Genomic DNA, 25,340 nt, shown 5'->3' on the forward strand with positions numbered 1-25,340 from the left:
TCGCCCTGATCACCGACGCCATGGGCGCCGCCGGCATGGGCGACGGCCTCTACCCCCTCGGCCCCCTCCAGGTCGAGGTCAAGGACGGCGTCGCCATGCTCCCCGACGGCAGCTCCATCGCGGGCTCCACCCTCACCCTCGACCGGGCCTTCCGAAGAGCCCTGCTGGTCCACGGATCGACCCTGGTGCAGGCCGTCCAGTCCCTGTCCACCACTCCGGCCCGGCTGCTCGGCCTCGCCGACTCGATCGGCTCGCTGGAGACCGGCAAGCTCGCCGACCTGGTCGTGGTCGACTCCGAGAGCTACGACCTGGTCGCCGTCATGCGCCGCGGCCGCTGGGCGGTCGGCGGCGACAGGTTCCCCGCGGTTCCCGGTCGTTGAGGACGGGCCGCAGCCGCAGTCACCTCCGCGGAAGGCCTGCCGGCCTGCAGATATCTGATATATCGTCAAAGTTGTCTCGTAACCTGCAAGTTGATCTCTGATATCTGATCCCTGATCCCCGATCCATGGTTCTGACGCCAGGAGGTCCGCATCGTGTCGAGTGCCGATCCGATTGGCCCACCACCGTCGGCGAGCGGGTCCGCGAGGGCGCTCCCGGCCCCGGGTGCCCGGCCGGTCATCGGGCACCTGGGGGCCTTCCTCGCCTCGCCGTTGGCGTTCCTGCGCGGCCTACCCGCGCACGGGGGCCTGGTGGAGGTACGGCTCGGCCCGCAGCGCCTGCTGGTCGTCTGCGACCCCGCCCTCACCCGCGAAGTCCTCACCCACGACCGGGTGTTCGACAAGGGCGGCGTACTGTTCGACCGGATGCGCGACGTCGCGGGCAACGGACTGGTCACCTGCCCGGCCCGGGACCACCGCCGCCAGCGCCGGTTGATCCAGCCCGCCTTCCACCGCGCGCAGCTGCCCCGGTACGCCGAGACCATGACGGAGCGGATCGACGCGGTGGTCAGCAGCTGGCAGCCGGGTCGACGGATCGAACTCGTGGGCGCGACCAGGTCGGTGGCCGCCGAGGTGCTGCTGTCCACGATCTTCGGAACCGCCCTGGCGGCGGAGGCCGTCCGGAGCCTGGACGAGGACCTGCAGACCCTCCTGACCGCCGTGATGCGGCGAGCCGTGCTGCCCGCCCCGCTGGCCGCGCTGCCGACGCCGGGAAACCTGCGCTACCGGCGCGCCGGCCGACGCGCGCGGGAGACCATGGCCGAGCTGGTCCGCACGCTGCGTCGGAATCCGGGAGACGGCATGTTCGGTGCCCTCCTCGCCGCCGGGGACGCCTCCGGGGGCGCCGACGGAACGGACCGGCCGTTCACCGACGAAGAACTCGTCGACCAGGCCGTCACCATGTACGCGGCCGGTACCGAGACCACCGCCGGAGTCGTCTGCTGGGCGCTCTACCTCGCCGCCCGCGACCGCGAGGCGGGACGGCGACTCACCGAGGAATGCCGCTCGGTGCTCGGCACCCGCCCGGCCGGCTGGGACGACCTGCCCCGCCTCCGCTACGCCCGGCAGACCCTCCTCGAAGCCGTCCGCTTCAAGCCGCCGGGCTGGCTGCTGACCCGCACGGCCGCCGCCGACGCGACGCTCGGCCCGTACCGAGTCCCGCGCGGAAGCACCCTGGCCTACAGCCCGTACGTCCTCGCCCAGGACCCCGCCCTGCACGAGCGCCCCGAACGCTTCGACCCGGACCGCTGGGCCCCCGAGGCCGGTGGTCCGGCCGTTCCCGCCGCGGCCTTCGGCGGCGGTGCCCGCAAGTGCATCGGCGACGAGTACGGCCTCACCGAAGGCGTGCTGATGCTCGCCACCATCACCGCCCGCTGGGACCTGCACATCGGGCCGCACGATCTGAAACGGCCCCACCTCCCCAGCCTCACCCTCAACCCGACCCGCCTGACCGCGACGGTGACCCGCCCCCGGGGGCCTGCGGCGGGCTGACGGTACGGACCTCGCTCACCCGTTGTCGGATGCGGAGTCGGTCAGGCTGATGCGGGTCTCCGGGGCACGGTCATGTCCGCCGCCCGCCACCGGCCCGCTCAGGCGCCCTGGGAGCGGGCGCGGTGGGCGGCGGACTTGACCCGGTTCTGGCAGGCGGTGGAGCGGTCGGCGCCGCGACGAACCTATCGGGGGACGTCGATCAGGACGCGGCCCCGGCCGCCGCCGTCGACCCGGTCGTGGGCCGCGGCGATGTCGGTGAGCGGGAAACGCGCACCGACGTCGACGGTGAGGGCGCCGACGGCGCTCGCGGCGGTGAGGTCGCGGGCGGCCTGGTGCCTGGCCTCGGCGGGGAAGTCGTCGCTGCCGAACAGGCGCAGGGTGACGTTGTTGAAGAGCAGGGTCCAGAAGGGGAGTTCGGTGCGGTCGGCGCGGGTGGCGTAGGCGGCGATGACGGTGTCGTTCGCGGCGACGGCCGCGTCCAGGTCGGCGTTGTCGGACAGCGAGACCTCGATGATCCGGTCGACCCCGGCGGGGGCGTGGCGGCGGATGGCGCCGGCCGGGTCTCCGGTGTCCAGCGCGACGGCGTGGGAGACGACGGCGCGGTCGACGCGGTCGAGGTCGGCGGTGCGTCGCACGGTTCCGAGGACGGTGGCGCCGCCCCAGCGGGCGAGCCGGGCCGCGAGGGAGCCGACGCCGCCGAGGACGCCGTTGACCAGGACGATCCTGCCGTCCACGGGTCCGTCGGCGAAGACGGTGCGGTGGGCGGTGATTCCGGGGATGCCCAGGCTCGCCGCGAGGTCGTCCCCGAGGTGGTCGGGCAGCGGGACGGCGAGGTCGCCGGGGACGACGGTGTACTGGGCGGCGGTGCCGAAGGGCCGGTAGGACTGGGCGCCGTACACCCACACGCGCTGCCCGACGCGGCCGGCCTCGACCCCCTCGCCGACGGCGTCGACGACCCCGGCGGCGTCGCTGTGCGGGATCACGCGCGGGTACGGCATGGCCGACCCGATCCAGCCGCGCCGCTTCTTGGTGTCGCCGGGATTCACCCCGGAGACGGTGACCCGGACGCGCACCTCCCCGGGGCCGGGCGTCGGGTCGGGCAGCTCACCGACCTTCAGCACGTCGGCCGCCGGGCCCTGCTCGTCGTACCAGGACGCAAGCATGTGTCATCCCTCCCGATCACGGGGTAGCGAGTGGGGCTCGGCCGGTGCCCGGGCCCCGAGCATCATGCCGTGTCGGCCGCGGACCCCGCCCGGCGCGGCGCGCAGCGGCGTGTCGCCGCCGGGTCCGGTCTGCCGGGAGCGGGCCGGAACGTCGCACCGGGGCAGGGCGCCCGGCGAGCAGGTCGACGTCGGGGACTGCTACGTCAGCAGCGTTCCGCTCCACCGCACGAGCGCGGCGACCTCGTCCGGGTCGACGAGCAGGCCGAAGTGCTCGCCGAGCAGGGCGGGTTCAGGGGTTGCGACGGTGCCCTTCTCGTAGGCCACCACCCGGACGGGGTTGTCCGTGTTGATGCCGTCGAGCTGTTCGATCAGCTTCCGGGTGGTCAGCGGCAGGACCCGGGTGTCGCCCTCGGCCAGCGAGACGCGGATGGGCACCCGGATCTCCTTGGCCGGGTTGAAGGCGTCGACCTGGGCCCAGTACCTGGCCCACGCCTCGGCCCGCGCGGCGTCCAGCACCTGGGTGCGGAAGAGACCGCGGGGCTTGTCGAGGGCGGCCAGCGGCGGGCGGTCGGCCCAGAAGGGGTCCTCGCTCAGTTCGACGCGGGCCTTGGTGTCGTGGTCGGCGAGGTACTTCTCCAGTGCCTGGTCCTGGAAGATCTGGGACTTGTCGATGGTGGGGTCGCCGCCGAAGACGCCGTTGCAGAACAGCGGGATGAAGCCGCCGAGGTCCTCGATGGGGACCGGACTCTGGTAGGCCACCCACAGGCCGTCCTTCATGTTGGACGCCGGGGCGAGGGCGGCGACGCCCAGCACCGTGCCGCCGCCGGGGTAGCGGCCGGTGGAGGCCAGGTGCGCGCCGAACAGGGCGGCCTGGCCGCCCTGGGAGTGGCCCACGATCACGTACCGGTCCGAGATCCGACCGGCCGTCCCGGGCAGGCGGCCGGCCGCCCGGGCGATGTCGATGATGCCCCGCCCCTCGGACTCACCCAGCAGGTACGGGTGGTTGCCGTAGGTGCCCAGGCCCTCGTAGTCGGTCATCGCGACCACCCAGCCGGCCTCCAGGAAGGCGTTGAGCAGGGTGTGCGGCGCCTTGTTGATCTTCCGCAGCAGGCCGATGCCGCTGTCGGCGGGCGGCCCGAGCTCGTCGGAGTCCATCGACGGCGCGCACTTGTCGGCGCTGCCGACCGTGCCGTGCGCCCAGCTGACCACCGGCCAACCTCCCACGGGAGCGGGGCCCTTGGGCACCGCGACCAGACCGGAGACGCCGATCGGCTCGCCGTGGCGGTCCCCGCCCATCGCGCTCGTCGACCGGTAGACGACCAGGTGGGTGCTGTCGGCGGATTCCAGCGCCGCCGAGCCGGTCAGCGGCCTGGAGCGGATCACGTCGCCGGGGTCGCCGCGCAGGTCCTCGGCGGTCACCCGGTAGAAGGGGTCGAGCGGTTCCGACGGATCAGCGGTCATCAGGGGTGTCTCCCATCGAGAGGAACGGGTCAGATCGGGGCCGTGTCCCGTCTGGTCGGAACCTAACGGCAGAGGGCGAGGTCGGCAGGGAGCCGTCGATCGGACTCACCCGGAAGACCGAGCGGAGGGCCACGCCCCCGGGACGTCCGAAGGGAGGGGCGGTGTCCGGCCGGCCCGTGACCGGGTTTGGGTATACGCATTCCGGGCCGTACCCGTTGCCCCGGGCGCCCGGTGTGGCGCACGGTCGAAGCAAGCCCGCCGGTACAGCGACGGCGGGATGATCCAGGAGTTTCATGGTGCTCACCGTCGAGGCCTCGTCCCGCCCCGCCGTCCGTCCCGCCGTCCGTTCCCGCCGGCGGGGTGCGACCCCGCCACCGCCGGTGACGATCGCGGCCAGCAGCATGCCCGCGACCGAGCGGGCGGTCCCCGCGATGCGGCGGTTCGCCCGGCACACCGCCCTGCGCTGGTCGGTGCCGCGGACGACCGTGGACGCGCTGGAGCTGGTGGTGACCGAACTGGTCTCCAATGCGGTGCTGCACAGCGGCAGCCCGGACGTCACGGTGCTGGTCACGTACCGCGGCCGGGAGCTGACGGTCGAGGTCAAGGACTCCGGCCGGTGGCGGGTCCGGCAGACGCCGCGCCGGGTGCCCGAGGACGCCGGAGCGGCCTTCGGGCGGGGGCTGGACTTGGTGGCGCACGCCACCAGCGGATGGCTGGCCTTCCTCTCCGCTACCGGGACCACGGTCGTGGCCACCCTCTCCGTGCCCTCCGCACGCGCTTGACCGGCCGCTTCGCCCGGCCGGTCCCGTGTTTGCCCGGGGTCGGGGCGCGGGCTAGCGTGACCGGGAGAGGCGGTGATCGCGTGACGCGGACTGCCGGTCCAGGGGACGTCCGAGGGCTCGGCCGGGGTTTCGCCTTCGTCGGCCGGGAGCGCGAGCTCCGGGTGCTGTTCGACGCGGTCCGCCGCCCGCCCGCGGTCGTCCTGGTCGAGGGCGAGGCGGGCATCGGCAAGTCCCGGCTGCTCCGCGAAGCGGCGGCGGTCCTGACCGCCGAGGGCCGCCCGGTGCTCACCGGGCTCTGCCATCCGCTGCGCGAACCGTTCCCGTACGGGCCCGTCGTGGACGCGCTGCGCGGGGCCGGACCGCTGCTCCCGCCGGTCGGACGCATCCCGCCCACGGCCGGGGCGCTCGCGCCGCTGCTGCCGGACCTCGCGGACCGGCTGCCCCCGCCGCCGCAGGGCACACCGGGGGAGGCACGGCTCCACCGGCACCAGATCGCCCAGGCGGTCCGCTCGCTGCTCACCGCCGTCGGGCCGGTGGTCCTCGTGGTCGAGGATCTGCACTGGGCCGACGAAGCGACCCGCGAGCTGCTCCTGCTGCTCGCCCGGGACGCACCCGGGCAGCTGAGCCTGGTGCTGACCTACCGGGCTGAGGACCTGCCCGCCGGGGCCACCGTGTTGGGCGCCGCCTACAGCCGCCCGCCCGGGGTCGGCGGTACGACGGTCCGCATCGAGCGCCTCGCCGGACGGGACGTCCTGGAGCTGGCCACGGCCGCGCTCGGGCGCTCCGGGGCGGCCGAGCTCGGCGATGCGCTGTACACCCGCAGCGAGGGCCTGCCGCTGGTCGCCGAGGAGGACCTGATCACCCTGTGCGACCGGGCCGGTGGCCGGGAGCGCGGCGACCTCGTCGCCCGGCTGTGCCGCGCCGCCGTACCGGCCGGGCTGCGGGAGGCGGTCACCGGGCGGCTCGACGCCCTGCCCCCGGCGGGGGCCTCGATCGTCGCGGCCGCCGCCGTCCTGGCCGTCCCGAGTACGGAGCCCGTGCTCGCCCGGGTCGCCGGGGTCGAACCGAGCCTCGGCGCGGAGGGCCTCGCCGCCGCCATCCGGGCGGCCGTGCTGCGCGAGGGCGAGCCGGGCCGCTACGTCTTCCGGCACGTCCTGGCCCAGCAGGTCGCCTACCGGCACGTACCGGCACCGACCCGGACCAGGCTGCACGAGCGGGCGGTCGAGGAGCTGCGCAGCTGGTCCCCGCCCCCGCTGGTGCAGATCGCCCACCACACGCTCGCCGCCGGCGACCTCGCCGCCTGGTACGAGCGGGCGGAGGAGGCCGCCGAGGAGGCCACCGCGCTCGGCGACACCGGCACGGCCGCGACCCTGCTGCGTCGCCTCCTCGACCGGCCGGAGCTGGACGGGGAACGCCGGGAGCGGGTGGCGCTCGCACTTGCGCGACTCGCCGTGAACGGCGCGGACTTCACCGCGAGCGCCGGGCTGCTGCGGCGGCTCCTGGCGGACGCACACCTGCCAGTCCCCGTGCGCGGCGAGATCCGGCTCGCCCTCGGGCTGCTGACCATCAACCAGCTCGGCGACCGCTCGGGGTTCGGCGAACTGGAGGAAGCCGTCCGGGAGTTGGCCGAACGGCCGGTGCTGGCCGCGCGGGCGATGACCGGGCTGGCGGTGAACGAGCGGGACGGTGCCACCGTACGGGCCCGGGACTGGCTCGACCGGGCCGAGCGGACGCTCGGCGGGAGTGCCGACGAAGCGGCCCGGGCCGCCGTGCTGGCCACCCGGCTGAGCCTGCTGGTCCGGGACGGCGAGCCCGGCGCCTGGGAGGAGCTGGACCGGCTGCCGCGCGGCGCCGAGGACGGCGAGGTCCTCCGGCAGACCGCCCGGGCGCTGTACAACTCGGCCAGGATGGCCATCGAGACCGGGCACGACCGGCGCGCGGGGCGGCTGCTGGCCGAATGCCGGTCCCTGACCGAACAGTTGGGCCTGACGAGCCTGACCTGCTTCAGCCGGCTCGCGCTCCTGCAGCTGGAGTTCCTGGCCGGCCGCTGGACCGGCATCGAGGAGCGACTGACCGGGCTGCGCGCCGAGTATCCCGACATGGCGCCGCTCTTCGACCTCAAGGAAGAACAGATACTCGCCCGACTCGCCATTGCCAGAGGCAAGTTCCGGCAGGGTGCCGAGCACCTCAAGGCAGCCTCCGGGTACGCCGAGCGGCACGCCCAGGTCAGCGACGTGCTGTGGGTCGCGGCGGGCCTGGCCACCGTCCGGCTCGCCCGGCAGGACACCGAGGGGGCGTTCGCCGCCGTCGTCCCGGCCGTCGCCGCACTGCGCGAGGCCGGCACCTGGGCGAGGACGGTCGGCCTGATCCGCACGGCCGTCGAGGCCGCCCTGGCCGCCGGGCGCCGGGACTTCGCCCGGCGCCTCGTCGAGGACGCCGAGGAGGGTCTCGTGGGGCGGGTCGCGCCGGCGGGCCGCGCGGAACTCGCCCTGGCCCGAGGCCTGTTGCTCCGCGTGGACGCCCCGCAGGATGCGGCCGCGCACTTCGAGGACGCCCGTCGGCGCTGGCAGGAGATCGGTCGCCCGTACGAAAGTGCCGACGCGGCCGAGCAGGTGGGCCGGGCCCTCGCGCCGCAACAGCCCGACGAGGCGTCCGGACGGCTGGCCGAAGCACTGGACGCCTTCACGGACCTCGGCGCCACCGAGGACGCGGCGCGCTGCCGCCGCGCCGTGCGCGACCTCGGGTTGGCCGGTGGGCCGGAGCCGTCCGGCCACCGCGGCTACGGGGACGAACTCTCCCCGCGCGAGCGGGAGGTGGCCGGACTGCTCGCCGGGGGCGCCACCAACCAGGACATCGCCCGGAGCCTGGTGCTGTCCCAACGGACCGTCGAGAAGCACGTGGCCCAGGTCCTCCGCAAGCTGCGCACGACCAGGGCCAACGTCCACAAGGCGCTTCCGGCCGACCGGTGAGCCCGGCGGCGGGGGCGGGTCAGCTCTGGGCGGCGTCCAGGAGGTTGTCGAAGGCCCTGGCCACCGCGATGGCCTTGCCGATGTCCCGTGGCGTGGCCTCCGGGTTCGGCCCGCCGTACCAGACGCCGGCCTGCACCTGGTACTTGGCGATGTAGGGGATGGCGTCCTCGGACTGCAGGCCCGGGTAGCCGAGCGCCACATCGGTGAACATGTGGTCGATCCAGGGGGTGGCGAAGCGGATGACGTCCAGCACGTAGGGCTTGAACTCGTCGCTGTAGGTCGCGCAGAACAGCACCTGCTGCCCGTCGTTGACCAGGGCGACCCGCAGGTCGTGCACCGTGCCGAGGCGGTTCTCCCAGTAGGGCGCCTCGATGCAGGCCTTCTCGGCGCGCTCCCGGAAGACGGCCGGTCCGGTCGGCTGGATGACCGGTGCGATCAGGGTGAACTCCGAGCGGTTCACCGCCCGCAGGCCGACCCCCTCGGTCTGCTGACGGGGGTGCTGGAACGCCTTGGCGATCTCCTCGACCGGGACGTCGGGAGAGATCGGCTGGTAGGTCTTCGGGTCGAAGTCGTACATGCGGTTGCCTTTCGGTCGGTCGTGGTCGTCATTCATGGCCGGGCAGCACGTCGGCGACCGAGGCGGGCTCGGCGCGGTGCTGGCCGTTCAGGTCGTGGCGCAGCACGGAGGAGCGCCGGTAGACCTCCTTGCGGACGGTCTGGATCGGGCCGATCGGCACGTGCTCGGGCGGGCAGCGCCACGGCGTGAAGGAGAGGCCGTCCGCGGCGGCCAGGTTGTCCGCGTCGCCGATGTCCTGGCGGGGGAAGCGGAGCCTGGCGACCGTCACGAACGGGGATCGGTGCTCCTCCCATTCGACGGTGAGGTCGTCCACCGGCATCGTCCCCAGGTCGGCGCACAGCTGCACCTGGAAGTCGAACTCATGGTCCGTGCGGGCGAGTTCGTCGACCAGGGCGGGCCGGAACACCTCGTCCCGGCTGTTCGGGTCGAGGTCGCGCAGCCGCACGCGGGCCGCCGAGGCGTCGGTCGGGCGGATCCGGAGCTTGGCCACGTGGTCGCCGTGGCGCACCGCGCCCATCGAGAAGAACGAGGAGAGCAGCAGGTTCTGCCAGCGGGCCCGGGCGCCGAGCCGCAGCAGCGCGCCGAGTTCGTCCCAGGCCCACTGGTCCGGGGGCAGCGTGCCGTAGCCGGTGACCCAGTCGTAGTACATCTGGTGGTTGCCCCGGCGGCCGTCCAGGCGGTACTTGGGCAGGTCGATGAAGAGCTTGGAGAGGAAGGTGTAGTGGGCCGCGGTGTTGCAGAAGAAGATCGGCCCGTTGATCATGTTGAAGTCCAGCGTGCGGCTGACCGGTTCGTCCGGCAGGGTGGTCCGCGCGTCGATGCCGAAGACCTTGGTGGCCATGCCGACGACGTTGCCCAGCATCCGGTCGGCGCCCAGGTGGGAGAGTCCGTTGGAGTAGCGGACCAGCGCGTCGTGCGTCCCGGGTACGGCGTAGACGCCCTGGGCGTACGCGGGCGGTACGCCGTCGAGGATCTCGAAGGTGCCGCGGACCAGTCCGTAGGCCTTGGCGTGGGCGAAGCGCACGGCCCGGTTCTCGCCCTCCCCCTCGACCGAACCCCGCTCGAAGGTCTCGATGACGTCGAGGCACTTCGCCAGGCTCCGCTCGAAGTCGGGTTCCGGCGGGTCGATCTCGGGCGAGTACCGCACGGGGGTGAAGTCCAGCTCTGGGGCCGTCACTTGGTGTCCTCCGGGGTGGATGGGGGCTCGGCGGGGTCGGGCAGCGTGGTGAGCCACCGGAGTGCGCTGAGGCCGGGCAGGAACAGGTACTCGCCGCCGCGCACGGTCACGAACCGGGGCAGCCCGGTGAGCCGGCGTCGGACCGGTCGGGCGGGGACGGTGTGCACACCGGCGCCGTCGTGGTTGCCGACCAGGGGGTCCTGCTCGGAGCCGAGGCCGGCGAAGTCGCCGTCGTTCAGCCACACCTGCTGCACGAACTCGAACTGCCGGGACAGGCTGGCGCCCATGAAGACGAAGATGATCCCGCGCTCCGCGCCGTCGTCCTCCAGGACGCCTTCCGGCAGCAGCGGCCCGTACGCCGCCCCGCGCCGCAGCACCCGGTGGATCCGGGTCTGCACCACGGTGTCTTCGAGACCGTCCCTCGGGTTGGCCCGCCGGATGTGCGAGCCACAGGGGACGAGCAGGCCCCGCGGGTCGTCCCGGTAGCGGAAGTCGTTGTTGCGCCGGGGGTCGGCTCCCAGGTCCGGATCGTCGTGCTCCGGCGCCAGGGCGAGCGGCGCACCGCTGCGCCAGCGGCCGACGATCTTGGCGGCGAGCAGCTCCTCGTCCTCGGGGGAGCGGGCGTGCTCGCGCAGGTAGCGGCGGAACGCGGCGACGTCCGCGTGCAACTGGCGGAAGGCCAGGTAGCAGCCGTTGCGGCCGAGTGCGTCCGGGGCGGGGCCCTTCGGCAGCACCCCCGTCTCGTCCGGGTAGCCGAAGACGAACTCGCCCGGCTGGACGTGGTCCTGGCCGGGCAGCGGCTCCTCGACGCTGCCGATCAGGTACGGACCGGAGATGCCGTCGCGGAAGCCGAAGTGCTCGCGGCCGGTGACCGGGACGCCGACGTCGAGCCGGTAGACCAGGCTCACCCCGGCCAGCTGCCGGGCCGCCTCCACCGGTTCGTGGAGCCCGTCCGGACGGCCGGAGATGATCATCACCCCGATGTGCACCTCGGGTCCGCCCAGCGGAGGGGTCCAGTGGGCGGGGTCGTTGGCGCCGGAGTCGCCCAGCACCTCCTTGCGGGAGGCCATGCCGGCCCGGAACTCCGGGGCGAAGGAGGCCAGCGACTCCGGTGGGACGCCCAGCCGGGCCAGGCCCCGGTGGGAGAAGGCGATGTTGAGGGTGAACGGGCGGGGTGTCTCCCAGTCCGCCGCGCTGGTGATCTTCGGCAGGACGTCGCGCAGGGAGCGCTTCGTCGCCGCCGGGTCGTCGATCCGGTAGAGCAGGTAGGTGCCGTGGTAGTCGTCCGGGCGGCGACGCAGCACGGTGCCCTGGATGTCCGCGAGTTCGAGCGTCGGCACCGCGCCCGTGGTGGGCTCGCTCACCCCGGTGGGGCGGGGGGCCGGGTGGTCAGGGACATCGGAACCTCCTCTGAACTGTGACAAAACCGGACACAACTCTGCAAGACGGAGGTGGATGCCCGTGGGAACCCGGCGGACGTGTCGTGCGGGGCCCGGCCGACGGGCGTGGCCCGGGGACGGGGACGACGAAGGGCGGCACCGCCGGAGCGGTGCCGCCCTCCTGGCCCGGCCGCACCGCGTGCGGGCGGTGTCAGGGGTGGCCGGGGGTCGGTGGAACCTGGGCCCCCTGTCAGGGCGGGGGCCCAGGGGCTCAGGAGTCGGTCAGCGAGAAGAGGTGCAGGGCCGGGTCGTCGGGCAGGGTGATCGACTGGAGGGTCTTGCTGTCGGGCACGGTGACCGAGGCGTAGGAGACCACGTACCGGCTGCCGAACCGGTCGGGCCCGTGCGGGGTGTCGCGGTGGGTGGTGGTGATCGCGGTGCTGTCGCCGAAGGCGGTCGGGTGGGCGGTCAGCCAGTTGGGGAAGCCGAGGGTGGCGCGGCTGCTGGTGCCGTCGGTGTAGTGGAGGGTGAGCGTCCCGGAGGCGTCGCCGCCGCTGGAGGCGCCGAGGAAGCCGATGGTGGTGCTGTCGGTCGGGTAGGCGAGGGTCTGGCCACGGGCGACGATGCTGTCGAACTGCCCCGGGCCGCCGGCCGGCCAGCTGAAGCTCTGGCCGCCGGCCTCGACGGTGGAGCCGCGGGTCACACCGGCTGCGGCCAGGGCGTCGGAGGAGAAGCTGTCCCCGGCGCGGTCGAAGGCGCCGGCCGTGGCCGCGTCGTCGTCACTGATCGAGGTCGCGTTCAGGGCGGTGGTCCAGTCGGCGTACGTCGCACCGGCGTCGGGGTGCAGCCGGTAGAGCACCGCGCTGGTGGCCGGGACGGTGGCGGCGATGTCACCGGAGCTGGTGGTGACGGCCTTGCTCCACAGGTCCTTGAGGGTGAAGCCGGAGGCCGAGGTGCCGACCTGGGCGCCGGTGGTGGAGATCGTCCGTGCGGTGGCGGAGCGGTTGAGCAGGGCCACCGCGAGGTCGCCGTCGGCCAGCGGCTTGGCGTAGACGGCGGTGTCGTCGTCGCCGGAGACCTGGGTGGCCTGGACGCCCAGGCGGTCCTGGTCGACGGCGATGACGTCGGTGTTGCCCGCGTCGGCGACGACCTGCGGGGTGAAGGCGGCGGCGCCGGCCAGCTTGATGTTCAGCGGCGCGGCGTACATCGCCCACATGCTGAGCTGGGCGCGCTGCTGGGCGACCGTCATCGAGCTCTGGCCGAGGGCGAGTTGGTCCGGGTCGTTGAAGTGGCCGGCCTTCGCGTAGCCGGCGGTGGCGTCGGTCTGGTCGATGCTGGTGAGGGCGGCGGACCAGTTGTTCCCGCCGACGTCGGCGGCCATCCGCCACTCCTGGGAGGAGAGTCCGATGCCGGCCATGACCTTCTGGAAGACCGGGGAGCCGGTGCTCCGGTTGTCCCAGTTGAAGTAGGCCGGGGCGGAGCAGTTGAGGACCATGTGGGTGCCGTGGGCGGCGTTGGCCGCGGCGATGGCCCGGGCGGCCTGGCGGTAGGCGTCGATCGCGACGTCGGCGTCGTGGTCGGTGGTGAGCAGCAGGCCGGAGGTGGAGGTCCGGCCGTGCGGGTAGCAGTAGTCCATCTTGATGTAGTCGACGCCCAGCGAGGCGAAGTACTCGGCGTCCTGGGCGAAGTGGCCGTAGCTGCCGGAGCCGCCGTCGCAGGTGAGGTCGCCGCCGTCCTCGTAGATGCCGAACCTGAGGCCCTTGGCGTGGACGTAGTCGATGGTGGCCTTGATGCCCTGGGGGTACTTGCTGGGGGAGGAGATCAGGTTGCCGTTCGCGTCGCGGCCGTGCTGGGCGGCGGGCACGACCTGGGTGCCGTTCCAGTCCTGGCCGTTGTCCTTGATCATCCAGTCGTCGTCGACGGCGACGGTGTTCCAGCCCTTGGCGGCCAGGCCGTCGGCGACGGCGGCGTCGGTGTCGGCGCGGACCAGGGCGTCATTGGTCTGCCGCCAGCTGCCCGGCCGGATGATCATCGTGGGGGTCGGCTGGAGGGTGTGGTCGGCGACGTTGCCGGGGGCGGACTCGGCGGCGGCCGGCTGCGCGGGCAGCGTGGTCACCGTCGCGGCCGCGGCGACGAGGGCCGCGGCGGCGAGTGCGGGCAGGGTGGTGCGGCGCACGGGGGCTCCTTGAGAGTGGGGTGCGGGGAGGGAGGTGGTGCGGGAGGGCGATGGTGCGGTCAGTACCGGGCGGCCAGCAGGGCGCCCGCGCGGCGCAGCCAGTGCAGCGGACGGCTACGGGCCGCCTCGGCCGATCCGGCCAGCCGGGTCAGGGTGTGGACCGCCGGGTCGGCGGACTCCGTGGCGGTCACGGCGGGCTCGGCGGCCTCCCCGGCGATCACCACGGTCGGCCGACCGGCCCGGCGGGTGCGGCGCAGGACCTCGCCGACGGCCTTGCCCCGCAGGCTAGTGGCGTCGAACCGGCCTTCGCCGGTGATCACCAGGTCGGCGCCGGTGAGCGCCTCGTCCAGCCGGAGCAGGTCGGCGACGGCGCCCGCGCCCGGGGTGGTGACGGCGTCCCAGACGGCGGCCAGCCCGTAGGCGGTACCACCGGCCGCACCGGCGCCGGGGGCCGCGGGGTCGCCGCCGAGCACCGCGGCCAGCCGGGTCAGGCCCGCCTCCAGCAGCCGGACCTCGCGCGGTCCGGCGCCCTTCTGCGGGCCGTACACGGCGGCGGCGCCGTCCGGGCCGAGCAGCGGATTGGTGACGTCGGTGAGCAGCCGCACCCCGCCGGGCGGCGGCGGGAGCAGCCGGCTCACGTCGGCCCGGCGCGCGCCGGCCAGGGCGGCCCCGCCGTCGGGCAGTTGGGCCCCCTGCCCGTCCAGCAGGCGCAGGCCGAGCGCGGTGAGCAGCCCGGCGCCGCCGTCGGTGGAGGCGGAGCCGCCGAGGGCGACGGTGACCCGACGGGCACCGGCGGCGAGCGCCGCGGCGATCAGCTGCCCGGTGCCGCGGGTGGTGGCGGTGAGCGGGGCCGGGGCGGCCATCAGCGGCAGGCCGCTGGCGACGGCCAGTTCGACCAGGGCGGTGCCGTCCGGCAGCAGGGCGTAGGCGCCGGTGACGGGGCGTCCGTCCGGTCCGGTGCAGCCGCGCACCCGGCGGAGGACGGCCCCCGGGGTGGCCGCGACGACGGCCGCCATGGTGCCCTCGCCGCCGTCGGCCATCGGCCGGGTGAGCAGCTCGTCCTGCGGCCGGACGGAGTGCCAGCCGACGGCGAGGGCGGTGGCCGCCTCGGCGGCCGCCGCGGTGCCCTTGAAGGAGTCCGGGGCGAGGACGACCTTCACGGGCCGTCCGCCGGGGCCGGGCCCGCCGCCGGGGCGAGGTGCGGCGTGAGGTGCGGCTCGATGTGGGCGCGGTGGCGTTCGGCGAGCAGGGCCAGGGTGCGGTCCCCGGGGGTGTGCCAGATTCGCTCGTTGAAGATCTCGACCTCGATCCAGCCGGTGTAGCCGGCCGCGCCGACCGCCGTGGTGAGCGCGGCGAAGTCGATGTGGCCGTCGCCGACGTGGCCGCGGCCCAACAGGGCGTCGGCGGGCAGCGGGAGCGTCCAGTCGCAGACCTGGTAGGCGGCGATCCGGCCGGTGCGCCCGGCGCGTTCGATCTGGGCGTCGAGCTGCGGGTCCCACCAGACGTGGTAGCTGTCCACCACCACGCCGACCTGCTCGGCGGGGAAGGGCTCGGCGAGGTCCAGGGCCTGGCCGAGGGTGGAGACCACCGCGCGGTCGGCGCAGAACATCGGGTGCAGCGGCTCGATCGCCAGCCGGACGCCCAGGTCGCCCGCGTGCGGGGCGAGCAGGCCGAGCAGCTCGGCGACCCGAACCCGGGCACCGGCGAGGTCGCGGCTGCCCTCGGGCAGCCCGCCGACCACCAGCACCAGGGTGTCGGTGCCCAGTTCGGCGGCCTCCTCCAGCGCGGCGAGGTTGTCGGCGAGCGCGGCCCGGGCGGCCTCCGGCCCGGTGGCGGTGAGGAAGCCGCCCCGGCAGAGGCTGCTGACGGCGAGCCCGGCCTCGCGGACGATCCTTGCGGCGTGCGCGACGCCGATCTCGGCGACCTTGTCGCGCCACAGCCCGATCGCCGGGATCCCGGCCGCGACGCAGCCCGCCACGGCCTCGGCGAGGCTCCACTCCCGGGTGGTGATCTGGTTCAGCGACAGCCTGCTCATGCGGTCACCCCCGCGAGCCGGAGGTGGGCGCGCATCCGGTCGGCCGCGAGCTCCGGGTCGGGCAGCAGGCCGGCCGCGTCGGCGAGCCGGAACAGCTCGATCAGATGGCGGGTGGAACGGCCGCTCTGGGCACCGGCGACCATGGTGAAGTGCTCCTGGTGCCCGGTCAGCCAGGCGAGGAAGACGATCCCGGTCTTGTAGTGGTAGGTCGGCGCGCCGAACAGGTGCCGGGCGAGCGGCACGGTCGGGGTGAGTAGCGCGTCGTAGCGTTCGACGTCGCCCGCGTCCAGGGCGTGCAGGGCGGCGGCGGCCCGGCGGGCGAGCGGGTCGAAGACGCCGAGCAGGGCGTGGCTGTGCCCCAGTTCGTCGCCCTTGATCAGCTCGGGGTAGTGGAAGTCGTCGCCGGTGTAGAGGCGCACCCCGGCGGGCAGGGCGCGGCGCAGCGCGATCTCCCGGTCGGCGTCGAGCAGGGAGACCTTGATGCCGTCGATCCGGTCGGCGTGGGCGTGGATCAGGTCCAGCACGGTCGCCGTGGCGCGGTCGAGGTCGGTGGAGCCCCAGTACCCGGCCAGGGCCGGGTCGAACATCTCACCGAGCCAGTGCAGGATCACCGGCCGGCCGGACTGCCGGATCAGTCCGCCGTAGACGGTCAGGTAGTCCTCGGGGCCGGTGGCGGTGGCGGCGAGGGCCCGGCTGGCCATCAGGATCGGCCGGGCGCCGGCCGCCTCGACGACGGCGAGCTGCTCCTCGTAGGCGGCCGTGACCTCCTGGAGCGAGGGAGCGGGGGAGGCGAGCTGGTCGGTGCCGACCCCGCAGGCGAGCAGCCCTCCGACGGCCCGGGCCTCGGCGCCGGAGCGGGTGATCAGCTCGCGGGTGGCGGGCCAGTCCAGGCCCATGCCGCGCTGGGCGGTGTCCATGGCGTCGGCGACGCCGAGGCCGAGCGACCACAGGTGGTGGCGGAAGGCCAGGGTGGTGTCCCAGTCGACGGCGGCCGGGGCGCCGGGGGCGTTGTCGCCGAGCGGGTCGGCGACCACGTGGGCGGCGGCGAAGGCGGTGCGCGAGCGCGGCGGGTGCGCGGGCAGGTCGAGCGGCTCGGGGTCGCGCAGGCGCAGCGGTCCGTGGCCGGGCAGCAGGATCTCCGTCATCACAGCTCCAGCGCGGGGACGTCGAGGCGGCGGCCCTCGCGGGCGGAGCGCAGGCCGAGTTCGGCGAGCTGGACGCCCTTGGCACCCTCCAGCAGGTCCCAGTGGTACGGGGAGCCGGTGGCGACGTGGCGCAGGAACAGCTCCCACTGCACCTTGAAGCCGTTGTCGAACTCGTCGTTGTCGGGCACCGGTTGCCACTGGTCGCGGAACGGCTCGGTGACCGGGAGGTCGGGGTTCCAGACCGGCTTGGGGGTGGTGGCGCGGTGCTGGACACGGCAGTTGCGCAGTCCGGCGACGGCGCTGCCCTCGGTGCCGTCGACCTGGAACTCGACCAGCTCGTCGCGGTCCACCCGGACCGCCCAGGAGGAGTTGATCTGGGCGGTGATGCCGCCCTCCAGCTCGAAGATGCCGTACGCGGCGTCGTCGGCGGTGGCGTCGTACGGGCGGCCCTGCTCGTCGTGGCGCTGCGGCAGGTGGGTGGCGGTGTGGGCGTAGACCGAGCGGACCGGGGCGATCAGGTTGTCCAGCACGTAGCGCCAGTGCGGGAACATGTCGAGGATCATGCCGCCGCCGTCCTCGGCGCGGTAGTTCCAGGACGGCCGCTGGGCGGGCTGCCAGTCGCCCTCGAAGACCCAGTAGCCGAACTCGCCGCGGACCGAGAGGATCCGGCCGAAGAAGCCGCCGTCCACCAGGCGCTTGAGCTTGAGCAGGCCGGGCAGGAAGAGCTTGTCCTGCACGGCGCCGTTGGCGACCCCGGCCTCGCGGGCCAGTCGGGCCAACTCCAGGGCGGAGTCCAGGGTTTCGGCGGTCGGCTTCTCGGTGTAGACGTGCTTGCCGGCCGCGATGGCGGCCTTGATGGCCGGCTCGCGGGCCTGGGTCACCTGGGCGTCGAAGTAGATCTCGGCGAGCGGGTGGGCCAGGGCCTCGTCGAGGGACGTGGTCCAGTGGGCCAGGTCGTGCCGTTCGGCGAGGGCGCGCAGCTTGGCCTCGCTGCGGCCGACCAGGATGGGCTCGGGCCACAGGGTCCGGCCGTCCGGCAGCGGGAGGCCGCCCTGCTCGCGGATCGCGAGGATCGAGCGGACGAGGTGCTGGCGGTAGCCCATCCGGCCGGTGACGCCGTTCATCACGATGCCGATGACCTTGCGGGACATGGGAGTTCTCCTCTGGTGGTACGGGGGTGGTACGGGGTGGTGCCGGGGTCGGTCAGGCGGTGCGGGGGAGGTCGGTGGGCAGCACGGGGTGGGCGAAGGGCAGGCCGGCGGCGTACCGGGCCAGCTCGTCGGCCGCGGCGGCCGCCATCCGGTGCAGTTCGCCGCCGAGGGAACCGGCCACGTGCGGGGTGAGCAGGACGTTGGGCAGCTCGTACAGCGGGGAGTCGGCGGGCAGGTGCTCGGGCACGGTGACGTCCAGGACGGCGTTCAGGCGTCCGGTGACGAGTTCGGCGGTGAGCGCGTCCTGGTCGACCAGCGAGCCGCGGGCGGTGTTGACCAGGGTGGCGCCGTCACGCATCGCGGCCAGGCGGGCGCGGTCGATCAGGTGCCTGGTCTCGGGCAGTTCGGGGGCGTGGACGCTCACCACGTCGGCGGCGGCGCAGAGTTCGTCCAGTCCGACCGCCCGGGCGCCGAGCGCGGCGGCCTGCTCCGGGTCGACGTACGGGTCGTGGAGGAGCAGGTCGAGGTCGTACGGGCGTAGCAGTTCCAGCACCCGCCGCCCGATCCGGGAGGCGCCGACGACACCGATGGTGCGCCGGTAGTTGCCGGGGGCCTCGGGGGCGGACTGCCAGTCGAACCGGTCGCGCTGCCGCCGGTAGGCGGAACTCAGCTGCAGGACCCGCTTGTTGGCGAACAGGACGGCCGCGACGGTGTACTCGGCGACGGGCAGCGCATTGGCCGCGGCGGCCGAGCTGATCCGCAGGCCGCGCCGCCAACAGGCCTCGGTGACATGGTGCTTGACCGATCCGGCGGCGTGCACCACGGCCCGCAGCCGGGGTGCGGCGGCGAGGACGGCGGCGTCCAGCGGCGGGCAGCCCCAGGAGCTGATCAGCACCTCGGTCTCGCGCAGTGCGGTGGCGGCCGCGGGTGTGCCGAAGTCGGCGGCGACCAGGGCCGGGTCGAGGTCGGCGAGTTCGGTCAGCCGGGCCATGGTGGCCGGGTCGATCAGCCGCTCGACCAGGCCGGGTTCCATGGCGAGCAGCGCGCGGGGGCGGCGGGTGCGGTGCTCGGGCGGGTCGGGCGGTGTGGCGGGTGCGGTGGGCACCGGGGACTCCCGTTCGACAGTGGGGTGTTGTGCTTCGCGGGGGTTCACTTGACGCTCCCCGCCGTCAGTCCGGCCTTCCAGTGGCGCTGGAGGACGGTGAAGGCGACCACCAGCGGGAGCACGGCGAGCAGCGAGCCGGTGACCACCAGCGGGTAGTACTCGGGGAAGGCCCGGGTCTGGCTGTTCCAGCTGTAGAGGCCGAGGCTGACCGGGAAGAGCCGGTTGTCGGAGAGCATCACCAGCGGCAGGAAGAAGTTGTTCCAGATCGCGGTGAACTGGAACAGGAAGACGGTGACGAAGCCCGGCATGACCATCGGCAGCCCGATCGACCGGAAGGTGCGCAGTTCGCCGGCGCCGTCCATCCGGGCCGCCTCCAGCACCTCGCCGGGCAGGTAGCCCGCGCAGAACACCCGGGCGAGGTAGACGCCGAAGGGGTTGACCAGGGAGGGCAGGAACACCGCCCAGAAGGTGTTGACCAGGTGCAGCTTCGAGGCGAGCAGGTACATCGGCAGGGCGAGCGCGGTGGTCGGCACGAGCACGCCGACCAGCACCAGGCCGAACAGCTTCTCCTTGCCGGGGAAGGCGTACACGTGGAAGGCGTAGCCGGCCGCGACGCACAGCAGGGCGCAGAGCAGGGCTCCGAACCCGGCGTAGAGCAGGGAGTTGAGGTACCAGCGGAAGTAGATGCCGTCGCCGGTGGTGGCGAGTTGGTGGAGGTTCTCGCCCAGGTGCCAGCGGGAGGGGCTCAGGGCCACGCCGCCGAGCAGGTCGCCGGTGTTCTTGGCGGCGGCGGTGAGCAGCCAGCCGAGCGGCAGCAGGGTGTAGGCGGTGGCGAGCAACAGGGCGCCGTTGACGGCCGCCTTGGAGAGGCTCCAGGGGCGGCGGCGGGCCGGTGCGGGGCTGCCCGGGGGAGGGGCGATCGCGGTCATGCCGGGGTCTCCTTGCGCTTCGGCCGCGAGCCGCCGGTGAGGCGGGTGACCACGAAGGAGAGGCCGGCCGCGAGCAGGGCGAGCAGGACCGAGGAGGCGGCCGCGAGGTTGTAGTCGTTGCGGTCGAAGGCCGCCGTGTAGCCGTACATGTTGGGGGTCCAGGTGCTGATCACGCCGGGGGCGACGCCGTGCAGGATCATCGGTTCGGTGAACAGCTGGAGCGAGCCGATCAGGGTGAACAGCGCGACCATCACGATCGAGGCGCGGATCAGCGGGACCTTGATGCCCAGCGCCGTGCGCAGCGGCCCGGCACCGTCCACCACGGCCGCCTCCAGCACCTCGCGCGGCACGGCCTGCAGCGCGGCGTAGAAGATGACCATGTTGTAGCCGGTCCACTCCCAGAGCGCGATGTTGACGACGGCGGGCAGCGGGTGGCCGAGCAGGTCCGGTTGGAGGCCGGCCGAGCCGAGGGCGTCGACCACCGGGCTGATGCCGGGGGTGTACAGGTACATCCAGACCAGCGCGGCGATGATGCCGGGTACGGCGTGCGGCAGGAACAGCGCCAGCTGGAAGAACCGGCGGGCCCGGGCGAGCGTGGAGTCCAGCAGCAGCGCGAGGGTGAGCGAGAGGCCGACCATCAGCGGGATGTACAGCAGGCAGTAGCCGGCCGTGATGACCAGTCCGTTGCGGAAGGCGTCGTCGCCGAGGGCGCGGGCGTAGTTGCCCAGGCCGGTGAAGACGGTCTCGGCGTCGCCGAAGCCGAGGCCGTCGCGGTGTTCGGTGAACAGGCTCAGGTAGACGGCGTAGCCGATCGGGACGAGGGTGCAGGCGGTGAACAGCAGCAGGAAGGGCCCGAGGAGCAGGACGGGCGCCCCGAGCCGTCCGCGCCGCCTGACGGTGGCGGCGCGGACGGAGCCGTGGCGGTCGTCCGCCGTGGAGGTGGTGCCGGTCGTCATCCCTGGGCGACCTTGAGCCCGCGGTTCTTCAGCTCGGCGGTGGTGGCCTGCTGGGCCGTACCGTCGGCCTGGGCGATGGTGCCGCCGCCGGTCAGCTTGGCGAAGGAGTCCTTCAGGGAGTTGTTGGTGGCGCCCATGGTCGGGCCCCAGGTCCAGTCGGTGCGGATCGACTTGGCCGCGTCGGCGTAGAGCGCGTAGACGTCCTGGCCGCCGTAGAAGTCGGTGTTGAAGGCGGCCTTGGCGGTCGGGACCAGGTCGGGCGCGGCCGGGTAGGCGGAGGAGGTGCCGGAGGCGATCCGGGCCTTGATGCCCTCGGGCGTGGTGGTGGCCCAGGTGGAGAACTCGACGGCGGCCGCGGCCTTCTTGCTGTCCTTGGACACGGCGAAGGTGGTGCCGCCGAGCATGCCGCTGGCCGGGGTGCCGTCCCAGGTCGGCACCGGGGCGACGGCCCACTTGCCGGAGGCGTCCGGGAGCGAGCTCTTCAGCACGCCGGCGCCCCAGGAGGCGCCCACGTACCCGGCGGTCTCGCCCTTCTGGAGGGAGGCGGTCCACTGCTGGCTGAACGAGGGCTGGACCCGGACCAGGTCGTCGTCGATCAGCTGCTGCCAGTAGTCGGCGACGTGCCGGGTGGCGGGGGAGTCGATGTCGACCTTCCAGGCGCCGTCGGCGGTGCCGAACCAGTGGGCGCCGCCCTGCCAGGCCAGGGTCTCGAAGGGGCTGGGGTCGTCCGGGAAGAAGGTGGCGATCCGGGTCGCGGGGTTCGCCTGCTTCAACTTCTGTGCGGCGGTGCGGAATTCGTCCCAGGTCCTGGGGACGGTGACACCCGCCTGCTCGAAGAGGTCCTTGCGGTAGTAGAAGGCCTGGGGTGCGGCGTCCAGCGGCAGTGCCCAGGTCTTGCCGCCGAGGGTGGTGAGCTCCACGGCCTGCGGCAGGTACTTGTTCCGGAGCTCGGTCGGGACGAGCTTGCCGATGTCCTGGACGGCGCCCTGGCTGACGAAGTCGGGCAACTGCTGGTACTCGGTGTTGAAGACGTCCGGGGCGTTGCCGGCCTTCACCGCGTTGGAGATCTTGGCGTAGCCGCCGGCCACGCCGGAGGGGATCTCCTCGAAGGAGACCTGGACGTCGGTGTGGGAGGCGTTGAAGGCGGCGACCACCTCCTTGGTGCCCTTGGCCCAGCCCCAGAAGGTGATGGTGACGGGCTTTCCGTCGGCGGCGGGCCCGTCGTGGCCTCCGCTGCCGCCGCAGCCGGCCAGCAGGGTGGTGGAGAGGGCGATGACGGCGGCGGCGGTGAGCCGGGGAGTTCTGCGGCGGGGTGTGGGGGAGAGCATGGTTCAGCTCCAGGGTGAAGGTGGCAGACGCCGGAGGGAACCCGAGGGCTCGGCACGGGCCGAGCGGGGCGGGGACATCCTGACCCCGGCATTCGATCGCCGTCAAGACCGTTTGATCGAATGATCCAGATTTCCCGAAACTCTCCAGGGTCGGTCGTCAGGACCGGTTCCTCCTGGCTGAGCTGCTGCTATCGCCGATCGGCCGGGCCCCCGGAGGTTCTCGGCCGATCTCCCCGATTGATCATTCGATCAGAAACATTGACGAGTGATCGATATCTGCCTAGATTCGGCGGCGCGTCAGCCGGCCGACGAAGGATCCCCCATGCACCTGCCCCCCGAGGACCGCCGCACCAGCCCGTACACCGGCTGGACCAGATCCCACTGGGAGGCCGCCGCCGACGGCCTGCTGGCCGCCGTCCGCCCGTACGCCAGCCCCGGCCAGGGCCTCATCCACCTCCCCGGCCCCCGCCCGAGCATCTCCGGACCGCGCTCCGACGGACTGGAGGGCTACGCCCGCACCTTCCTGCTCGCCGCCCTCCGCGTAGCCGGAGCCGACGGCGCCGACCCGCACGGCCTGCTGGAGCGCTACGCCGCCGGCCTCGACGCCGGCACCCGGTACCCCACCCTGGAACGCGAACTCGCCGACGGCGACCCGGAGTCCTGGGGCGCCGTCACCGACCGCTCCCAACCCATGGTCGAGGCCGCCTCCATCGCCCTCGCCCTACGGCTGACCCGCCCCTGGCTCTGGGACCGGCTCGACGACGCCGTCCGCCAACACGCCGGCCACTGGCTGGCCGGCGCCCTGCGGCACACCCCCGTCGACAACAACTGGTGGCTCTTCCCGCTCACCGTCGGCGGCTTCCTCGCCGAGGTGGGCATCGAGACCGAAGCCGCCCGGGCGGCCGTCGACCGAGGCCTGGACCGGATCGACCGCTGGTACCTCGGCGACGGCTGGTACACCGACGGCCGCCCGCGCGCCTTCGACCACTACAACGGCTGGGCCCTGCACCTCTACCCCGTCCTGCACGCCCACCTCTCCCGCGACCGCGCCCTCCTCGCCCGCTACGGCGCCCGCCTCGAAGCCCATCTCACCGGCTACGCCCGGCTGTTCGGCGCCGACGGAGCCCCCGTCCACCAGGGCCGCTCACTCACCTACCGGTTCGCCGCCGCCGCCCCGCTGTGGGCCGGCGCCCTCACCGGCCACACCCCGCTCAGCCCCGGCACCACCCGCCGGCTCGCCTCCGGCACGCTGCGCCACTTCCTCGACCGGGGCGCCGTGACCCCCGACGGCCTGCTGCCGCTCGGCTGGTACGGTGCGTACCCGCCGCTGGTCCAGGAGTACTCCGGCCCGGCCTCCCCCTACTGGGCCAGCAAGGGCTTCCTCGGCCTGCTGCTCCCCGCCGACCACCCGGTCTGGACCGCGACCGAGGAGCCCGGCCCGGCCGAACGGGCCGACGCCGTCGTGCCGTTGCCGCAGCCGGGCTGGCTGGTCCAGTCCACCGCCGCCGACGGCCTGGTACGGCTGCACAACCACGGCAGCGACGACCAGCCCGCCGACCAGGTGCACGCCGACGACCCGCTGTACGCCCGGCTCGCCCACTCCACCGCGACCGCCCCCGTCCACGACGGCCCGGCCGACAACCACTTCGGCCTGGTGGTGGCCGGACGGCCGACCGAACGCGGCCGGATCCGCCCGCTGGGCACCGGCCCGGGCTGGGCCGCCTCGGCCCACCGCCCCCGCAGCGGCGGGCAGCCGCTCACCGGGGTGGGCATCACCTCGCTCACCCTGACCCGGGGCCACCACGAGGTGCGCGCCCACCTGGTGGCCGGCGCCGAACCCGGGAGCGTGGTGCGGGAGGCCGGTTGGGCGGTGGCCGGCGCGGGTGTCGAGGCCGGTACGGAACGGCTGACGGCCCGGGTCCGCGCGGACGGTCGGCTGAGCGCCGAACTGGGCGGGGCCCACGGCTACACCCGGGCGTCCGTCGAACCGGTCCCGGGCGGTACGGCGTTCGGGCCCGCCGCGGCGGTGCCCGTCCTGACCGGGGCCACGGGGGAGGGGGCGTCCCTGTTCGTGTCCGTGGGCCGCCTCGCCGCAGTGGCCGTCGCGATCGACGAACAGCCCCGACTGCGCGCCGAGCCGACCCGGGACGGTCACCGGCTGACGGTGGCCTGGCCGGACGGCAGCGTCCAGCGGGCCGAACTCGCCGCCGGCTCCGTCTCCGTCCGCGCCGTCTGAGGAAGGCCGCCATGCCGCTCGCCCTCTCCACCCTGGGCCTGCCCGGGCTCCCCCTCCCCGCCGCCGCCCGACTCGCCGCCGACACCGGCTGGAACGGGCTCGAACTGCGTTGCGCCGAGGGCGAGTCCGTCCATCCGGCGATGACGCCGGCCGAACGCCGCACCGCTGCGGCCACCCTGGCAGCGGCCGGGATCGCCCCGATCGCGCTCGCCGGCTACGTCGGGGTGGCCGCCCCCGGCGACGACCGGCCGGTGCTGGACGAGCTCCGGGCGTCCCTACGCCTCGCCGCCGACCTGGGCTGCCCGGCCGTCCGGGTCTTCCCGCGCGGCGGCGACGGCCCGGCGGCCGAGGCCGACCGGCGCGCCGCGCGCCGGTTGACGGCGGTCGCGGAGGAGGCCCGGCGGCTCGGCGTCCGGGTGCTGGTGGAGACCCACGACTCGCACCGCGCCGGGCGCGATGTGGCCCGCCTGCTCGACGGCGTCCCGCCCGACGCGGCCGGCGCGCTCTGGGACCTGCTGCACACCTGGCTGGCCGAGGAGACCCCGGCCGACACCTACACCGTGCTCGGCGGGCGGCTCGGCCACGTCCAGGTCAAGGACGTCGCCGGCCCGGACGACCTCACCCCGCTGGCGCTCGGCGCGGGCCGGCTGCCGATCGCCGACTGCCTGCGGCTGCTGCCGCCGGGCGCCTGGGTCTGCTGGGAGTACGAGGCGCCCTGGCACCCGACGGCGGCCCCGCTACCGCCGCTTCTCGCGCGGGGGGCGCGGTTACTGACGTCCTGGTGTTCGCCGTCGGTCGACCGAGCGGTCTGACAGGCGAATCCGGTCGTTCAGGCCCGTCCCG

The 25,340-nt window shown here is 74.1% G+C and carries 20 protein-coding genes; 6 read left to right on the plus strand and 14 right to left on the minus strand.

Features of this window, described 5'->3' with window-relative positions; all coding sequences use genetic code 11:
- Positions 1–380: amidohydrolase family protein (locus tag ACIP4P_RS28450; protein WP_400923188.1), on the plus strand; the 380-nt coding region annotated here is incomplete at its 5' end.
- 153 nt (positions 381–533) lie between these two features.
- Positions 534–1,928 (plus strand): cytochrome P450, encoded by a 1,395-nt coding sequence (locus ACIP4P_RS28455; RefSeq protein ID WP_400923190.1) that lies wholly within the window; start codon positions 534–536, stop codon positions 1,926–1,928.
- Between the two features lie 182 nt (positions 1,929–2,110).
- On the opposite strand, the gene ACIP4P_RS28460 is transcribed toward ACIP4P_RS28455, so the two are convergent.
- Together ACIP4P_RS28460 and ACIP4P_RS28465 are read right to left on the minus strand one after the other, a co-directional pair.
- Positions 2,111–3,091, minus strand: a complete 981-nt coding sequence (locus ACIP4P_RS28460; RefSeq protein WP_400923192.1) for an NADPH:quinone reductase — start codon at positions 3,089–3,091, stop codon at positions 2,111–2,113.
- 198 nt (positions 3,092–3,289) lie between these two features.
- The gene (locus ACIP4P_RS28465) at positions 3,290–4,552 is read right to left on the minus strand and encodes an alpha/beta hydrolase family protein (protein ID WP_400923194.1); all 1,263 of its coding nucleotides are present in this window, start codon (positions 4,550–4,552) and stop codon (positions 3,290–3,292) included.
- Between the two features lie 293 nt (positions 4,553–4,845).
- Here ACIP4P_RS28465 and ACIP4P_RS28470 point away from each other — a divergent pair, with 293 nt between their 5' ends.
- Positions 4,846–5,334: an ATP-binding protein gene (locus ACIP4P_RS28470; protein WP_400923196.1), complete on the plus strand. Its 489-nt coding sequence runs from the start codon at positions 4,846–4,848 to the stop codon at positions 5,332–5,334.
- Positions 5,335–5,414: 80 nt separating this feature from the next.
- On the plus strand, positions 5,415–8,303 hold the full coding sequence (locus ACIP4P_RS28475) for an ATP-binding protein (protein ID WP_400923198.1): 2,889 nt from the start codon (positions 5,415–5,417) through the stop codon (positions 8,301–8,303).
- Positions 8,304–8,322: 19 nt separating this feature from the next.
- Here ACIP4P_RS28475 and ACIP4P_RS28480 read toward each other — a convergent pair whose 3' ends face one another.
- From ACIP4P_RS28480 to ACIP4P_RS28535, 12 genes are all read right to left on the minus strand, one after another.
- On the minus strand, positions 8,323–8,880 hold the full coding sequence (locus ACIP4P_RS28480) for a hypothetical protein (protein WP_400923200.1): 558 nt from the start codon (positions 8,878–8,880) through the stop codon (positions 8,323–8,325).
- Between the two features lie 28 nt (positions 8,881–8,908).
- The gene (locus ACIP4P_RS28485) at positions 8,909–10,057 is read right to left on the minus strand and encodes a catalase family protein (RefSeq protein ID WP_400923202.1); all 1,149 of its coding nucleotides are present in this window, start codon (positions 10,055–10,057) and stop codon (positions 8,909–8,911) included.
- Positions 10,054–11,421 (minus strand): Dyp-type peroxidase, encoded by a 1,368-nt coding sequence (locus ACIP4P_RS28490; protein ID WP_400923204.1) that lies wholly within the window; start codon positions 11,419–11,421, stop codon positions 10,054–10,056. Before ACIP4P_RS28490 ends, ACIP4P_RS28485 begins: the two co-directional genes overlap by 4 nt.
- Before the next feature lie 286 nt (positions 11,422–11,707).
- Positions 11,708–13,612: a glycoside hydrolase family 27 protein gene (locus ACIP4P_RS28495; protein WP_400923206.1), complete on the minus strand. Its 1,905-nt coding sequence runs from the start codon at positions 13,610–13,612 to the stop codon at positions 11,708–11,710.
- Between the two features lie 59 nt (positions 13,613–13,671).
- The gene (locus ACIP4P_RS28500; RefSeq protein ID WP_400923208.1) at positions 13,672–14,772 is read right to left on the minus strand and encodes a glycerate kinase; all 1,101 of its coding nucleotides are present in this window, start codon (positions 14,770–14,772) and stop codon (positions 13,672–13,674) included.
- A complete protein-coding gene (locus ACIP4P_RS28505; RefSeq protein WP_400923210.1) occupies positions 14,769–15,647 on the minus strand; it encodes a sugar phosphate isomerase/epimerase family protein in 879 nt (292 codons plus the stop codon). The genes ACIP4P_RS28500 and ACIP4P_RS28505 overlap by 4 nt, the downstream gene beginning before the upstream one ends.
- Complete coding sequence (locus ACIP4P_RS28510; protein WP_400923212.1) at positions 15,644–16,792, minus strand: dihydrodipicolinate synthase family protein; 1,149 nt, start codon at positions 16,790–16,792, stop codon at positions 15,644–15,646. Before ACIP4P_RS28510 ends, ACIP4P_RS28505 begins: the two co-directional genes overlap by 4 nt.
- Entirely contained in the window at positions 16,792–17,943 is a 1,152-nt protein-coding gene (locus tag ACIP4P_RS28515; RefSeq protein ID WP_400923214.1) for a Gfo/Idh/MocA family protein, read from the minus strand. The genes ACIP4P_RS28510 and ACIP4P_RS28515 overlap by 1 nt, the downstream gene beginning before the upstream one ends.
- A 52-nt stretch (positions 17,944–17,995) precedes the next feature.
- The gene (locus tag ACIP4P_RS28520; RefSeq protein ID WP_400923498.1) at positions 17,996–18,976 is read right to left on the minus strand and encodes a hydroxyacid dehydrogenase; all 981 of its coding nucleotides are present in this window, start codon (positions 18,974–18,976) and stop codon (positions 17,996–17,998) included.
- Positions 18,977–19,092: 116 nt separating this feature from the next.
- Positions 19,093–19,977 (minus strand): carbohydrate ABC transporter permease, encoded by an 885-nt coding sequence (locus ACIP4P_RS28525; protein WP_400923216.1) that lies wholly within the window; start codon positions 19,975–19,977, stop codon positions 19,093–19,095.
- Positions 19,974–20,933: a carbohydrate ABC transporter permease gene (locus tag ACIP4P_RS28530; RefSeq protein WP_400923218.1), complete on the minus strand. Its 960-nt coding sequence runs from the start codon at positions 20,931–20,933 to the stop codon at positions 19,974–19,976. The genes ACIP4P_RS28525 and ACIP4P_RS28530 overlap by 4 nt, the downstream gene beginning before the upstream one ends.
- A complete protein-coding gene (locus ACIP4P_RS28535; RefSeq protein ID WP_400923220.1) occupies positions 20,930–22,261 on the minus strand; it encodes an ABC transporter substrate-binding protein in 1,332 nt (443 codons plus the stop codon). Before ACIP4P_RS28535 ends, ACIP4P_RS28530 begins: the two co-directional genes overlap by 4 nt.
- A 322-nt stretch (positions 22,262–22,583) precedes the next feature.
- Here ACIP4P_RS28535 and ACIP4P_RS28540 point away from each other — a divergent pair, with 322 nt between their 5' ends.
- Together ACIP4P_RS28540 and ACIP4P_RS28545 are read left to right on the plus strand one after the other, a co-directional pair.
- Positions 22,584–24,497 (plus strand): DUF2264 domain-containing protein, encoded by a 1,914-nt coding sequence (locus ACIP4P_RS28540; RefSeq protein WP_400923222.1) that lies wholly within the window; start codon positions 22,584–22,586, stop codon positions 24,495–24,497.
- 11 nt (positions 24,498–24,508) lie between these two features.
- Positions 24,509–25,309 (plus strand): sugar phosphate isomerase/epimerase family protein, encoded by an 801-nt coding sequence (locus ACIP4P_RS28545; RefSeq protein WP_400923224.1) that lies wholly within the window; start codon positions 24,509–24,511, stop codon positions 25,307–25,309.
- Positions 25,310–25,340 lie beyond the last annotated feature (31 nt).

It is taken from the genome of Kitasatospora sp. NPDC089509 (assembly GCF_044749365.1).
Lineage (GTDB): Bacteria > Actinomycetota > Actinomycetes > Streptomycetales > Streptomycetaceae > Kitasatospora.

What these genes read in the sequence shown, in the direction of transcription:
- ACIP4P_RS28460 (WP_400923192.1), bottom strand. Translation starts at nt 3,091, where the DNA reads ATGCTTGCGTCCTGGTACGACGAGCAGGGCCCGGCGGCCGACGTGCTG.
- ACIP4P_RS28465 (WP_400923194.1), bottom strand. Translation starts at nt 4,552, where the DNA reads ATGACCGCTGATCCGTCGGAACCGCTCGACCCCTTCTACCGGGTGACC.
- ACIP4P_RS28470 (WP_400923196.1), top strand. Translation starts at nt 4,846, where the DNA reads ATGGTGCTCACCGTCGAGGCCTCGTCCCGCCCCGCCGTCCGTCCCGCC.
- ACIP4P_RS28480 (WP_400923200.1), bottom strand. Translation starts at nt 8,880, where the DNA reads ATGTACGACTTCGACCCGAAGACCTACCAGCCGATCTCTCCCGACGTC.
- ACIP4P_RS28505 (WP_400923210.1), bottom strand. Translation starts at nt 15,647, where the DNA reads ATGAGCAGGCTGTCGCTGAACCAGATCACCACCCGGGAGTGGAGCCTC.
- ACIP4P_RS28510 (WP_400923212.1), bottom strand. Translation starts at nt 16,792, where the DNA reads ATGACGGAGATCCTGCTGCCCGGCCACGGACCGCTGCGCCTGCGCGAC.
- ACIP4P_RS28515 (WP_400923214.1), bottom strand. Translation starts at nt 17,943, where the DNA reads ATGTCCCGCAAGGTCATCGGCATCGTGATGAACGGCGTCACCGGCCGG.
- ACIP4P_RS28520 (WP_400923498.1), bottom strand. Translation starts at nt 18,976, where the DNA reads ATGGAACCCGGCCTGGTCGAGCGGCTGATCGACCCGGCCACCATGGCC.
- ACIP4P_RS28525 (WP_400923216.1), bottom strand. Translation starts at nt 19,977, where the DNA reads ATGACCGCGATCGCCCCTCCCCCGGGCAGCCCCGCACCGGCCCGCCGC.
- ACIP4P_RS28530 (WP_400923218.1), bottom strand. Translation starts at nt 20,933, where the DNA reads ATGACGACCGGCACCACCTCCACGGCGGACGACCGCCACGGCTCCGTC.
- ACIP4P_RS28535 (WP_400923220.1), bottom strand. Translation starts at nt 22,261, where the DNA reads ATGCTCTCCCCCACACCCCGCCGCAGAACTCCCCGGCTCACCGCCGCC.
- ACIP4P_RS28540 (WP_400923222.1), top strand. Translation starts at nt 22,584, where the DNA reads ATGCACCTGCCCCCCGAGGACCGCCGCACCAGCCCGTACACCGGCTGG.
- ACIP4P_RS28545 (WP_400923224.1), top strand. Translation starts at nt 24,509, where the DNA reads ATGCCGCTCGCCCTCTCCACCCTGGGCCTGCCCGGGCTCCCCCTCCCC.